General features: G+C 54.9%; 12 protein-coding genes. 7 read left to right on the top strand and 5 right to left on the bottom strand.

Features of this window, described 5'->3' with window-relative positions; genetic code table 11:
• Window positions 1-23: 23 nt before the first annotated feature.
• Window positions 24-980 (bottom strand): universal stress protein UspE, encoded by a 957-nt coding sequence (uspE, locus tag AC6I8A_RS10110; protein WP_008106394.1) that lies wholly within the window; start codon window positions 978-980, stop codon window positions 24-26.
• Between the two features lie 118 nt (window positions 981-1,098).
• Window positions 1,099-1,851, bottom strand: a complete 753-nt coding sequence (gene fnr, locus AC6I8A_RS10105; protein WP_008106391.1) for a fumarate/nitrate reduction transcriptional regulator Fnr — start codon at window positions 1,849-1,851, stop codon at window positions 1,099-1,101.
• 296 nt (window positions 1,852-2,147) lie between these two features.
• On the opposite strand from fnr, the gene smrA reads away from it, so the two are divergent.
• Complete coding sequence (gene smrA, locus AC6I8A_RS10100; protein ID WP_154156237.1) at window positions 2,148-2,714, top strand: DNA endonuclease SmrA; 567 nt, start codon at window positions 2,148-2,150, stop codon at window positions 2,712-2,714.
• Here the strand turns inward: smrA and AC6I8A_RS10095 are convergent.
• Window positions 2,711-3,631 carry a LysR substrate-binding domain-containing protein gene (locus AC6I8A_RS10095; RefSeq protein WP_008106387.1) on the bottom strand — a complete coding sequence of 307 codons (921 nt, stop codon included), beginning with the start codon at window positions 3,629-3,631 and terminating at the stop codon, window positions 2,711-2,713. The two genes, smrA and AC6I8A_RS10095, sit on opposite strands and share 4 nt — an antisense overlap.
• A gap of 322 nt (window positions 3,632-3,953) precedes the next feature.
• Between AC6I8A_RS10095 and AC6I8A_RS10090 the strand changes: the two genes are divergently transcribed.
• Together AC6I8A_RS10090 and hglS are read left to right on the top strand one after the other, a co-directional pair.
• A complete protein-coding gene (locus tag AC6I8A_RS10090; protein ID WP_256696511.1) occupies window positions 3,954-5,288 on the top strand; it encodes an MFS transporter in 1,335 nt (444 codons plus the stop codon).
• 88 nt (window positions 5,289-5,376) lie between these two features.
• A complete protein-coding gene (gene hglS / locus AC6I8A_RS10085; protein ID WP_497818418.1) occupies window positions 5,377-6,714 on the top strand; it encodes a 2-oxoadipate dioxygenase/decarboxylase HglS in 1,338 nt (445 codons plus the stop codon).
• 51 nt (window positions 6,715-6,765) lie between these two features.
• Here the strand turns inward: hglS and AC6I8A_RS10080 are convergent, their stop codons facing one another.
• Complete coding sequence (locus tag AC6I8A_RS10080; RefSeq protein ID WP_265298160.1) at window positions 6,766-7,200, bottom strand: DoxX family protein; 435 nt, start codon at window positions 7,198-7,200, stop codon at window positions 6,766-6,768.
• 192 nt (window positions 7,201-7,392) lie between these two features.
• On the opposite strand from AC6I8A_RS10080, the gene AC6I8A_RS10075 reads away from it, so the two are divergent.
• Together AC6I8A_RS10075 and AC6I8A_RS10070 are read left to right on the top strand one after the other, a co-directional pair.
• Window positions 7,393-8,910: a carboxylesterase/lipase family protein gene (locus tag AC6I8A_RS10075; RefSeq protein ID WP_497818417.1), complete on the top strand. Its 1,518-nt coding sequence runs from the start codon at window positions 7,393-7,395 to the stop codon at window positions 8,908-8,910.
• 213 nt (window positions 8,911-9,123) lie between these two features.
• On the top strand, window positions 9,124-10,791 hold the full coding sequence (locus AC6I8A_RS10070) for a methyl-accepting chemotaxis protein (RefSeq protein WP_497818416.1): 1,668 nt from the start codon (window positions 9,124-9,126) through the stop codon (window positions 10,789-10,791).
• Here the strand turns inward: AC6I8A_RS10070 and AC6I8A_RS10065 are convergent.
• Window positions 10,788-11,630, bottom strand: a complete 843-nt coding sequence (locus AC6I8A_RS10065; RefSeq protein WP_497818415.1) for a LysR substrate-binding domain-containing protein — start codon at window positions 11,628-11,630, stop codon at window positions 10,788-10,790. The two genes, AC6I8A_RS10070 and AC6I8A_RS10065, sit on opposite strands and share 4 nt — an antisense overlap.
• A 126-nt stretch (window positions 11,631-11,756) precedes the next feature.
• Here AC6I8A_RS10065 and AC6I8A_RS10060 point away from each other — a divergent pair, with 126 nt between their 5' ends.
• Both AC6I8A_RS10060 and AC6I8A_RS10055 read left to right on the top strand, forming a co-directional pair.
• Window positions 11,757-12,923, top strand: coding sequence for a methionine aminotransferase (locus tag AC6I8A_RS10060; protein ID WP_479487076.1), 1,167 nt, complete (start codon window positions 11,757-11,759; stop codon window positions 12,921-12,923).
• A 16-nt stretch (window positions 12,924-12,939) separates the two neighbouring features.
• Window positions 12,940-13,719, top strand: a complete 780-nt coding sequence (locus AC6I8A_RS10055; RefSeq protein WP_008106371.1) for a transporter substrate-binding domain-containing protein — start codon at window positions 12,940-12,942, stop codon at window positions 13,717-13,719.
• The last annotated feature ends 44 nt before the right edge of the window (window positions 13,720-13,763 follow it).

The raw sequence follows: 13,763 nt of genomic DNA, 5'->3' as shown, positions 1-13,763 counted from the left end.
CATTGCGAGCCGCCCTTTTTTAATCAATCGTCTTCATCTTCTTCGTCATCGTAATCAATCGGCGATTTGAAATCATCTGGCTTGATCGCCAGTAAATCGCAGCGCAGATGATCGATCACTTGTTCCGCAGTGTTACCCAGAAACGCTGCTGACAAACCGGTACGGCCGATGGTGCCGAGCACCACAATGCCGGCGTCCAGATGCGAAGCGATATCCGGAATCACTTCCTCAGGCAAACCTTTCGCCACATGGGTGAACTCTTCACCGATTGAGAATTTTTGTCGCAGCGCTTTCATCGCCACTAAATGCTGTCCGCGAATCGCGTCGTTGTAGACGCTAGGATCAAAGTCCGGCAGTTCGATAGCAATGTTGATGGGTGTGATGGGATAAGCGCCGACCAAATGCACTTCGGTGTGATTCACCATCTCGGCCAGCAGCGTAGTTTCACGAATCAACTTCTGGTTAAGCTCATCGTGATGCGGCTCTTCGCTGGCGAGATTGACCGCCACCACCGCTTTGCCGCCCTCAGGCCACGCCTGATCTTTCACCATCCACACTGGGCAAGGGCATTTACGCAGCAGGTGCCAATCCGTCGGGGTGAAGATTACTGCTTCCAGGCGATCGTGCTGGTGTGCCATTTTCAGCACTAAATCATGCTGATGCGCCATAATTTCCTGAATGATGGCTTCATACGGACGGTTATGCCAAACCACTTTGATTTCAATTTCAACGCCAGCCTCAATATATGCCTGGGCCTGTTGGCGAATCCATTCGGTACGTTGGCTGATCACCCCTTTGCGCATATTGGAGCGCTCATCGGGCGACAGCAGCGTGGTCATTTCATATGAGAAGTCGTAAATAGGCAGGAAAGCTTTGATTTTTCCGCCGATACGTTGATTGAGATAAACCGCACGACGCAGCGCGGGCTGATCGTCCTGCTGGGCATCAATAGCCACCAGAATATTTTGGTACCGGGACATAGGCCGATCTCCTAAAACCAAAGCAAGTTGGATTAAAGATAGCCTAAGTTTGGACAGGGCAGAAGCGGAAAAGTTGTTGCCGGATCAATAAAATAACTTTTATTAACCCGGCACAAAATCACGCGGCTTGTTCGGTCTGGCCAGCTAATTCTGCCAGCAAAGCGTGGTTCTCGATGGTGATATATTTGCCTTTAACCGCCAGCATGCCACTTTTCTGGAAGCGACCCAGCAAACGGCTGATGGTTTCTACGGTTAGTCCCAAATAGTTACCAATATCGCCGCGCGTCATGGTCAGACGGAATTCACGCTGTGAGAAACCGCGCTGGCCGAAACGGCGCGACAGATTCCAGACAAACGCCGCCAGACGCTCTTCGGCATTTTTCTTCGACAGCAGCAGAATCATATCCTGATCGCCTTTGATTTCACCGCTCATCAAACGCATCATCTGCTGACGTAGCGCTGGCATTTTACCGGAGAGATCGTCGAGGGTTTCAAACGGGATTTCGCACACCATTGCGGTTTCCAGCGCTTGCGCAAAGCTTGGATGTTTTGCACCGACAATGGCGTCAAAACCGACCAAATCGCCTGCCAGATGGAAACCAGTAATTTGCTCGTCGCCTTGTTCAGTGATGGTGTAGCTTTTGATGGTGCCGGAGCGGATTGCGTAGAGCGATTTCAGTTCATCACCGGCTTTGAACAGCGTCTGGCCTTTTTGAATCGGCTTTTTGCGCTCAATGATGTTATCCAGCTGATCCAGTTCGTGCTCGTTCAGCGTGAAGGGAATACACAATTGACTGATACTGCAATCCTGACAATGGATGGCACAACCGCCAGACTGAATACGTCGAATGCTGCGTTTTTCCTGGATCATATAGTTACGCTCGATGATTATTGACTGCGGTCAATTTTAACATTTTTCGAAGCGAAGGGAACTCATCCGAGCAGTAAATGTCCTTAAAACCCCACAAATGTCAGGTATTACAAGGTTTGCGCTGGTCTGACCTAAGGGCATTTATTGATCTGGAACGTTTTGTTGCCAGGTTTACAGTTAGACATGGCTTAATACAGCGCAAAAAGTGACAGATGTTTTGCCAATAATCCTTTGCTACTCTTTTGCTTTGGCGTCGATTTGGACGCTCAGGTAAACACCAGGCGAGAGGAAACACCATGAACCTTGATGATGAAGACCTTTTCCGCGATGCCATGGGTGATGTAACACCATTAAAAAACTGCGCTAACACCCAATGGCTACGCGCCCCTTCGCCTAAAGCGCCACGCGCGCCGCAGGAAAGTGACGAGCAGGAAAATTTCCTTACGCGTGGCTTTCTCGACATCGTTCCACTGACAACACCGCTGGAATTTAAGGTTGAGGGCGTACAGCAAGGCGTGCTGGATAAGCTGCGGCTAGGCAAATATCCGCCGGAAGCCAGCCTTAATCTGCTGCGTCAACCGGTTGAAACCTGTCGTCAGGCGCTGTTCAGCTTTATGCAACAAGCCAACAAACATGGATTGCGCAATCTGCTGATCATTCATGGCAAAGGGCGTGACGATGAGTCGCACGCCAATATTGTGCGCAGCTATGTGGCGCGTTGGTTGCAGGAGTTTGCAGAAGTGCAGACCTTTTGCACCGCACAGCCGAAAGATGGTGGGGCGGGCGCGCTCTATGTCGGTTTACGCAAAACCGAACAGGCGCGCCTTGAGAACCGTGAACGTCATGCGAAACACAGTCGTTAACTGTGGAATTTACGAATGGTCGCCATCAGCACTTCGGCGCTTAGGCTTAGCGGGCTGCCGCTGCGCGTTATAATACCAACCGGTTCGCCTGGCCCCGGCGAGGCAATCGGTAGCGCGCACAACGCATCGTGATTTAAATCTTCTTTGATGGCACCGGAAGGCACAAACCACACATAGTCGTAACGCAGCGCCAGCTGGCGCGCCAGCGATGTCGATGAGGTTTCGACGCAGTTTGCTGGCAAGGTACAACCTTGCTCATTCAGCATATGCTGCGCAATACGACGAGGTGCGGTGCCTTCCGGCGAAATCACCACTGGCCACTGCATCGCGCGCGACAGCATAACGTTTTCGCTTAATAGCGGATGATCCGGGCGCACTACCAGTTTAAGTGATTCCAGGAACAGCAATTCATAGGTTAGTCCGGCCATCATGTCGCTATCCGCCATCCGACCAATGCCAACATCAAACTCACCGGCACGTAAACCGGCCAACAGCACGTTATTGTGCAAGGTCGCGACCTGCACCGTAGTATTGGGTTGCTGTTCATGGAAGCGATCGAGAATTTGCGGCAGCATGCCCATCGCAGCCGTAGTCAGCGCACCGAGGCGAATCACCACCGGGCGACCAGGCTGCTGTGCGTTAAAGCTCTGACCCGCATGATTGAGCGCATCCAGCACTTTCACCGCATGAATCAGAAACTGTTCGCCCAGCGTGGTGAGCTGCGCGCCGAGCCGTCCGCGCTCAAACAGCCGCGCGCCTGCCAGCTCTTCCAGCTCATTCAGTGTTTTCGACAAAGCAGGCTGGCTCAGATTGAGCGTTTCAGCGGCACGACCGAGCGTGCCTTGCTGCGCTACCGCCACAAAGGTATGTAAATGACGCAAGCGAATGCGCTGATTGAAAAGGATATTTTTGTCCATACGCCCAACATAATGAGTTATGACGAGAAGCAGCAATGAGGAAACGTTAATTATGTTAACTTGCCTGCAAATTTATATTAACAAAAATGCCACGACACAACCTTTATGCCTAACCTGCTGAATTTAAGCGTAATGCTGCAAATGACACTTTTTGTCGAATATTCAGCTTACGTAAAATCAACAACATAATTCGATAAAAGCTGAATAATTCTCAATTACATCCAAAAACAGTGCCCGCTATTGTTAACGATGAGCTATGATAAGCGCCGTTTTTTTTACTAAAACTGATGCCCTAAACGGTTAAAAGTGCAGGAGTCGTTACGTGACCAGCGTTGAAGCAGTAGATGTTCGCCAGCTTATCAATAAGAGTGCGCTTAGCAGCTGGCAGAAGCGCTTAATCGCGCTGTGCTTCGTGGTAGTGGCGCTGGACGGCATGGACATTGCGCTAATGGGCTTTATCGCGCCGACGCTGAAAGCCAGTTGGGGCGTGACTAACCATCAACTCGGCCTGGTGATCAGCGCAGCGTTGATTGGTCTGGCGCTGGGCGCGATGGTCGCCGGGCCGCTGGCCGATCGTTATGGTCGCCGCGTGATGATCCTGATCAGCGTACTGTTTTTCGGCCTGTGGACGCTGGCCACGGCGATGGCGCAGAACATCGAACAGATGATGCTGTTCCGCTTTCTCACCGGTTTAGGGCTTGGCGCCGCCATGCCTAACGTTGGCACTTTGGTGGCCGAATACGCGCCCGAACGTCGTCGCTCCTTCATTATTACCGTGGTGTTCTGTGGCTTTACCTTTGGAGCCGCAACCGGTGGCTTTGCCGCTTCGTGGCTGTTGCCGCGCTATGACTGGCACTCCGTCATGCTGATGGGCGGCGTGCTGCCGCTGCTGGTGCTGCCTTTTTTAGTGCGCGGCTTACCGGAATCGGTACGTTTCCTGATTAGCCGTCGTGCGCCTGCCGCACATATTCACGCCATCCTCGAACGTATGCTGCCCGGCACCGTGCAGCCGGGTAGCCATTACCAAAGCACTGAGCTGCCCACCGCGCGTAAAGGTTCCGTGGCAACCGTGTTGTCGCGCCGCTATCTGTTTGGCAGTTTGATGTTGTGGGGCGGCTACTTTATGGGGCTGTTCCTCGTTTATCTGATTGGCAGCTGGATGCCTTCGCTGATCAGCACGCTTGGCATGTCGGTGACGGAAGCGGCGATTGTCACGGCGATGTATCAGGCCGGTGGAACCATTGGCTCTCTGTTTGCCGGTTGGTTGATGGATCGCATCAACGCCAATCTGGCGCTGGCGGTGATCTATTTCTGCGGCGGCATTGCCATTGTGGCGCTGGGTTTTTCTCCTGCGCAGGTTGGCTTAATGAGCGCCATCGCTTTCTGCAGCGGCTTCTGTTTTAACGGTGCCAACACCGGCATGAATGCGCTCTCCGCCAGTTATTATCCAACACACGCTCGAGCCACCGGCTCCAGCTGGATGCATGGCGTTGGCCGCATCGGCGCCATCATCAGCGCCTTTGTCGGAGCTGAGTTGTTAACGCTCGGCTGGACGTTCAGTCAGATCTTCCTGCTGCTGGCGATTCCTGCGGTATTAACCACCCTCATGCTGGTGCTGAAATGTCGCTTTGGTGACCAGTCAAACCTCACTGAGTGACAAGGCGATCACAGTTCCACGAAATTGTTACCCGCCGCTAAAGGGTTGATCTACAGTAGCATCAACCCGTAAGCCCAAGGTGATGATGATGCCAAACTTTCTCAGCAGCGATGCCATCCGCACGCTGTTCTCGCAGGCAATGTCGGCCATGTATCAGCAGGAAGTGCCGCAATACGGCACGCTGACGCAGTTGGTCACCGCCGTTAATGAACGTACGCTGGAAGCCAATCCCGAGTTGAAAAACCGCCTGTCGGCTGCCGATGAGCTAAGTCGCCTCAGCGTCGAGCGTCACGGTGCGATTCGCGTCGGCAAGGCTGAAGAACTCAGCACGTTGCGCCAGATGTTTGCCGTGATGGGCATGGAAGCGGTGGGGTATTACGACCTGTCGCAAGCCGGTGTGCCGGTGCACTCCACGGCGTTTCGTCCGGTCAGCGACCGCGCATTGCGCCACAATCCGTTCCGCGTGTTCACCTCGCTGCTGCGTCTCGAACTGATTGATGATGCGGCGCTGCGTGAGAAGGCCGCTACGATTCTCGCCGCGCGCGATATCTTTACGCCGGGTTGCCGTGCCTTGATCGCTAAGCATCAGCAGCAGGGCGGTTTAAACGCAGCGGATGCGGCGACTTTCGTGCAGGAAGCGCTGGAAACTTTCCGCTGGCATGCGCACACCACCGTAGACAGCGCCACCCATCGCGCATTGAGCCAGCAGCATCGTCTGATTGCCGATGTGGTGTGTTTCCGCGGTTGCCACATCAATCATTTAACGCCGCGCACGCTAGATATCGATCGCGTGCAATCACTGATGCCGTCACGCGGTATCGATCCCAAAAACCTGATTGAAGGCCCGCCGCAGCGCAAAGTGCCGATTCTACTGCGCCAGACCAGCTTCAAAGCCCTGGAAGAAGCGGTGCACTTTAATGATGGCACGCCGGGCACGCATACCGCGCGCTTTGGTGAGATTGAACAGCGCGGCGCAGCGCTCACGCCGAAAGGGCGCGAACTTTACGATCGTTTGCTGGCCGAAGCCGGTACCGGCAGCGATAACCAACATCACCAGCAACATCTCAGCGCGGTGTTTGGTGACTTCCCCGATGACGAAGAGACCTTGCGCGAACAGCAATTGGCGTGGTTCCGCTATCGCCTGACCGACAAAGGCGAGCATCTGCCGCCACGCGCGGGCGAAAGCGTGACGCAGTTGCTGGCAGAAGGGCGATTGAGCGCCGAACCGATCGTTTACGAGGATTTCCTGCCGGTGAGCGCAGCGGGGATTTTCCAGTCAAATCTGGGCGATGTGGCGCAAACGCGCAGCGCAGGTAATGCCAGCCGGGCGGATTTTGAAAGCGCGCTTGGTACAGCGGTGCAGGATGAGATGGCGTTGTATCAGCAGATGCAGCAGCGCAGTCTTGAGCGCTGTGGCGTAGCGTAAGAAATGTTACAGCCGGTCTGAAATTCAGCAGACCGGCTGCTTTTCTTGTGGTTATTGCAAGCGCGCGTCACGCACCAGCGTGTACTTCCCGGCACCCAAAAACATAATGGCGAGCGCGCCCAGCAGGTAAAGAGCTTCTGTCTCCAGCGCCCAGGCTCCGACATCTGTGCGATGCCAGACAGCGCCCATTTTTACCAGCAGAGTCGCAACAATCATGTTCACCGCAATAATGAACGCCGCAGGGCGCGTCAGTAATCCGATGATCACCATTACAGGTGCCGCTATTTCCCCAATGTAAGCACCGTAAGCGATGAAACCTGGCATCCCTTTGACGGCGAGCATGTGCGCTATCCAGCCCACGCCATGCACCACCTTGAACGCCCCATGAAACAGTAGCAGTCCGCCAAACGTCAGGCGTAACAGCAGTTTGCCGAAATCCGGGTGATCGCACATCCGATTGAACATCTGGTTAATGCCAACCAACATGGTGTTTCTCCGTCGCGCCAGGTTAACTTGCAACCTTAAAACAATTGGTCTCAATGGGGTTAGCCAAAATATTTGATGGAGTTGTTCAAAGAATCGCGCCACGGTTCGGCATAATCTGCAAATGCTTTGAGAACATGGACATTCGTCCAAGGCCTGCAAATAATGGAACGATGCATTATCAGGGAACCCGAGATGAAAAATGAACGACGTCTGAGGATCATGACCGCAGAAGGTGAACTCAGGGGCCTGATGGACGAAGATCTTTTTGTCTTCAGAGGAATACCGTACGCAGCCGCACCCACAGGCGCTTTACGCTGGCGACCGCCGCAGCCGGTGCAACCGTGGCAGGATGTGCGTGATGCAACTGAATGGGGCGCGGCAAGCTGGCAGAACCGTGACTATTGCGTGGCCGCTGGCGGTGGCGATCCCGGTCGCTTCAGTGAAGATTGTCTCTACCTCAATATCTGGACACCGGATGTCGAGCCATCGCGGCCGTTGCCGGTGATGGTCTGGTTGCACGGCGGCGGTTTTGCCATCGGCGCGGGCCATCTCGATCCCTATCGTGGCAAAGCGCTGGCGGCGCAAGGCGTCGTCGTCGTAACGCTCAACTATCGCCTTGGCCACTTCGGCTTCTTCTCTCATCCGGCGCTGGATGCGCAATATTCCGCCGGGCGCGTGATCAACAACTTTGCCTTACTCGATCAAATTGCCGCCTTGCAATGGATTCAGCGCAACATTCCTGCCTTTGGCGGCGATCGTAATAACGTGACGCTATTTGGTGAATCCTCCGGCGCGCGCAGCGTGTTATCGCTGTGCTGCTCGCCACTCTCCGAGGCGTTGTTTCACAAAGGCATTGTACAAAGCGCCTACAGCTTGCCCGACATCCCGCAAAAGCAGGCACAGCAAATCGGTTTGCAGGTGGCGGCGCATTTTTCTTTACCCGAAGATGCCAGCGCCGAGCAGCTGCGCGAGCTACCCGCCGAACAATTCTGGCCGTTAGAACGCCCGCTGGCGCTCGGCCCGGTGCCCATCAGCGGCGATGCGGTGTTGCCAAAACCGATGCTAACCACCTTCATGAGCGGTAAGCAGCATCGCATCCCGTTAATGATCGGCAGCAACAGTGATGAAGCCAGCGTGCTGGACTATTTTGGCGTGGATGCCACGGCGGTGTTGCGGCAGATGCGCAGTAAGAACCGCGTCAGTTATCGTCTGATGAAGTGGCTGTACGACATTCATGATGATGCGCTGCTGGGACGCGCGGTGGGGCGCGATATGGCGTTCACGGTGTTACCGTTTATGGTCGCTCAGGCGCAGCACAATATCGGCATGCCCGCATGGCGTTACTGGTTCGATTACGTCTCTGAAAATGCGCGCGATCTCTATCCGCACGGTACCTGGCACGGCAATGAAATTCCCTATGTCTTCAACACGCTGGATACGCTAATGCCGTCAGCGGAACGCAGCTACAGCGAGCAGGATAAAGCGTTCGCCGGCGCAGTTAGCGCCTATTGGGTCACCTTCGCGCGGGAAGCCAGCGAGTTCAGCGCGCACTTGCCCGGCGAGGTTGATTGGCCAGTCTGGCGACCGGGCAACGATCTGACGCTGGCGTTAGGCGATCAGGGCAAAGCCCAGGCAGTGGTAAAGGCGCGGTTTATGCGTGGACGGCTGCGTTTGTTCCGTTTAATGATGCGCAGCCACGTTAAGCTTTGATGAGCCTGCTAATGGTGTAAGCAGGCAAATGAATTTATAAGCCAAATTCTCGCCTATCTTGCTGATTAATCATAAAAGCGCCTTTTCCTCACCTGCGTCAGTAAGCAATTAATTAGCTTACAAAACCGTTACATTTTCCCCATCCGATGCCGATAAACGCAATATGCCCGATTTTATCGGGCCTCCTTCGCGTTTCACACCACGGGATTATGTATGGGTATCTTAAAAAATTTCACCATCCGCGCCGTATTGCTCACCATTCTTGGGCTGTTTTGCCTGCTGTGGTGTGCCGTTGGGCTGTTTAGCGTCCACTCACTGAACGCCCTCGGCGAGGGCAACGAGATTGACCGCCAGCTGGTTAATCAAATGACGGTTTTGAGCAAAGGAAACGATCAATATTTTCGTGTGGTTACGCGTCTGTCGCGTGTGATGGAAGGTCGTGCTGCGGGCAATGCAGTCAGTGCTGATGCATTCGCGCCGGTACAGCAAGCGCTCGACAATATGAAAAACCTGCTGGAGCAGTTTAAAACCATGGCGCCGGGTCCGATGGACGCGGAGACCGCCAATAGCGTTATTGCCAACTGGCAAAAACTGCTGGATGAAGGTATCGCCCCGCAGGTTTCGCTGGCGCAGCAGGGCACGGTTGAAGCCTATCGCGCGCAAGCCAATAACGTCACGCCGCCGCTGAGCCGCGCGTTTGGTGCCAGCGCTGAAGCCTTCAATAAAGCCGCTGGTAGCAAGCTGGATGAGACGCGCGTCATTGTTGATAAGCTCACCAGCATCACCAAAGTGATCATTCTGGTGGCGGTAGTGATTGGCTTGTTCATCCTGCTGTTTACCGATCGCTATCTGGTGGCGATGCTGGTGAAACCGCTAGAACGCATCCGCAACCATTTCTCTATTATTGCGCAGGGCGATCTGAGCCAGCCGGTGGAAGAGTTTGGCCGTAACTGCGTCGGCAAACTGGTGCCGCTGCTGCGTGCCATGCAGGACAGCCTGCGCGAAGCAGTAAGCGCGATTCGCAGCGGAACTGAAAATATCTATCGCGGCGCGGCGGAGATCTCCTCCGGCAACAACGATCTCTCTTCGCGCACCGAAGAGCAGGCGGCCGCACTGGAGCAAACGGCGGCCAGCATGGAGCAGTTAACCGCCACCGTGAAGTTCAACGCCGACAACGCGCGTCAGGCCAGTTCGCTGGCAGAAACTGCCACCGGCACCGCGCAGCAGGGCGGCAAGTTGGTGGGTGAGGTGGTTACCACCATGCAAGGCATCTCAGGCAGCTCGAAGAAGATCGCGGAAATCACCAGCGTGATTAATAGCATCGCCTTCCAGACCAACATCCTGGCGCTGAACGCTGCGGTGGAAGCCGCACGCGCCGGTGAACAGGGCCGCGGTTTTGCCGTGGTAGCCAGCGAGGTACGCAATCTGGCACAGCGTAGCGCCGGTGCGGCGAAGGAGATCGCCACACTGATCGAAGATTCCGTGCAGCGCGTGGAAAAAGGGTCGGAGCTGGTGAGCAGCGCGGGCAGCACCATGCACGACATTCTTAAGTCGGTACAGGATGTGAATGAGATTATGAAGCACATCGCTGCAGCGTCAGAAGAGCAGAGCAAAGGCATTTCGCAGGTCGGCACCGCCGTCACCGAAATGGACAGCGTCACCCAACAGAACGCCTCGCTGGTTGAAGAGGTTTCTGCCGCCGCCAGCGCGCTGGAGCGTCAAACGCAGGAGCTGCAGGCTTCGGTGGCGAAATTCCGCTTGTCGGACAGCGCGCCGGTGAACAAGGCCGTGGTTTCGCCAACCGCGCTGCGTCGTCCGGTGTTGGCAGGCGCAGTTCCTACGCAGCCGAAACCGGCCTCTGACGAATGGGTCTCTTTCTAAACCTCTGATAACCACGCCACCAGTTCCGGCAGGAACGGTGGCGCATCTTTTTCTGCCCGCTGTAACAGGCTGTAGCTCGCGCCGGTGGCCACACTGGCGGCAAACGGCGCAATCAGTCGGCCATTCAACACATCGTTCTGCACTAAGGTGACATCCGCCACCGTGACGCCAAATCCCTGAATCGCGGCGCTGATCGCCAGATCCATGGTGGCGAAATGCTGATTGCGCGCCATCGGTAATGCGGCATCCAATTCGGCCAGCCAAAGCTGCCAGTCGCGTGAATCCTGCGTTGGATGCAAAAAAGTAAACTTCGCCAGTTCGCCAATCTGGCTCGGCGGCGTGACGCTGCTGGCCATCACCGGCGTTAAACGCTCCTCAAACAGGCAAATCGATCCGGCGGGCGTTGGGCCAAACACAATCGCCGCGTCAAAATTATCCAACTGCGAGCCATGATCGAGCGTGGTGGTCAACGCCACGTGAATATCCGGACGCTGCTGTTCCAGCGCCACCAGACGCGGCACCAGCCAGCGCATGGCGCAGGTGGGCGCTTTCAGGCGAATGGCGGCGTTACTGCGGCTGGCTTTTTCTGTGGCATTCACCAGCATGGCGAAACCTTGCTTCAATTCCGGCAACAGCGCCGCGCCCTGTTCGGTGAGATGCAGGCCACGAGCGTGACGGATAAAAAGCGCGAATCCCAGCCAGCTCTCCAGCGTGGCGATTTTACGGCTCACTGCGCCTTGGGTGATGAACAGTTCGCTGGCGGCTCGCGTCAGGTTGAGATGGCGCGCGGTCACCAGAAACGCGTGAATGGCATTGAGCGGCAGAGCAGAGCGGGACATAACAACCTCAAGCTATGATTTTTAATCATGGCTATTATGACAACAATTCGCTTGTCGACTCAAGCCGCACGCCGTTGAATAGAAATCTACATTCGATACGTGGTTATGCAACCTCACGAGGCACCGATGACCCTGAATAGCAGTGTTAACATCTCTTCCAAACAGCCCGATGTCGGCACGACGATTTTTAGCGTCATCGGCCAACTGTCGGCGCAACACAAAGCCATCAATCTGTCGCAAGGCGCACCCAACTTCCCGTGCGATCCGCACCTGGTTGAGCTGGTGAGTAAGGCGATGCGCGACGGTCATAACCAATACGCCTCAATGACCGGCCTGCCGTCACTGCGAGAAGCGCTGGCGCAGAAAGTGCACACACTTTATGGCCAGCAATATGATGCCGGTAGCGAAGTGCTGATCACCGGCAGTGCCAGCCAGGGCATTTACATGGCGATTTCCGCACTGGTGCATGCGGGTGATGAGGTGATTTTCTTCGAACCGGCTTTTGACAGCTACGCGCCGGTGGTCCGTCTGCAAGGCGCTACGCCAATTGGCCTGAAGTTGCAGGTACCTGATTTCGCCATCAACTGGGACGAACTGCGTGCCACCATTACGCCGCGCACCCGCATGATCATCATCAATACGCCGCACAACCCTAGCGCGCAGGTGCTGTCAGCCGCGGATCTGGATCAGTTAGCCGCGTTGACGCGCAACACCGATATCGTGGTGCTGTCTGACGAAGTCTACGAACATATTCTGTTTGATGGCCGTAAGCACTGCGGCATGGCAACGCATCCGGAACTGGCGCAGCGCAGCGTGGTGGTTTCATCCTTCGGCAAAACCTTCCACGTAACCGGTTGGCGCGTGGGTTATGCGCTGGCACCGGCAGCGCTGATGGAAGAGATCGTCAAAGTCCATCAGTTCATGATGTACGCCGCCGATACGCCGATGCAGGTCGGTTTTGCTCACTATCTGCAAAACCCACAAAACTATCTGCAGCTGTCACCGTTCTATCAGGAAAAACGCGATCGCCTGCTGACGTTGATGCAGGATTCGCCATTTAAGCTGCTACCGAGCGCCGGTTCGTTCTTTATGTTGGCCAGCTACGGACATTTCAGTGACGAAAGTGATAGCGAAATGGTAAAACGTCTCATCGTCGATCACGGTGTGGCCACCATTCCGTTGTCGGCGTTTTATATGGACGGCACTGACAATAAATTAATTCGCCTGTCATTCGCAAAAGACGACGCAACACTTCAGGCCGGTGCAGAAGCGCTCTGCCAGGTCAAAGGGTAACTTAGGGGTAAATATAATGAAAAAATTGAACGCACTGTTTGTCGCTCTGGGCATGCTGACCTCGGCGCACGCGCTGGCGCAGGAAACCTTACGCTATGGTCTGGAATCGCAGTATCCGCCATTTGAGAGCCGCAACGCGCAGGGCGAACTGGAAGGTTTCGATATCGAACTGGGTAAAGCGATTTGCCAGGTAGGTCACTTCGACTGTAAATGGGTGGAAAGCAGCTTTGATGCCCTGATTCCGGCTCTGCAGGCGAAAAAATTTGATGCTATCAACTCCGCGATGAACATCACTGAAGCGCGTGCAAAAAGCATCGACTTCACCAAACCGATCTACCGCATTCCGACCATGCTGATCGTGAAAGAGGGTGAGAAGCTGCTGCCAACCGCCGAATCACTGAAAGGCAAAAACATCGGTGTGCTGCAGGGTTCGATTCAGGAAACGTATGCTAAGAAGCACTGGGAAGCGCAGGGCGTTACAGTGACTTCATATCAGGATCAGAACCAGGTTTATAACGACATGGTTGCCGGTCGTCTTGACGGCACGTTGGTGATGTCTGCTGCAGGTCAATCGGGCTTCCTTGAAAAGCCGCAGGGTAAAGGTTTCGCCTTTGTCGGCAAGCCGGTAGAAGATGACACCATTCTCGGTACAGGTATTGGTTTTGGCCTGCGTAAAGGCGATGCCAAACTGAAACAAGAGCTGGATGCGGCGATCACCAAGGTGCAGACCGATGGCACGGTCACCAAACTGGCGGCGAAATTCTTCCCTGGGATTGATGTTTCAGCCAGCAAATAACGTTAAAAAGGTCGCCATGTTTGGCGACCCCAATCCAACCGTAA

The sequence above is a fragment of the Pantoea sp. X-Soil-ISGK-275 genome, from assembly GCF_059730795.1.
This window is presented reverse-complemented; position numbering and strand designations above follow the sequence as displayed.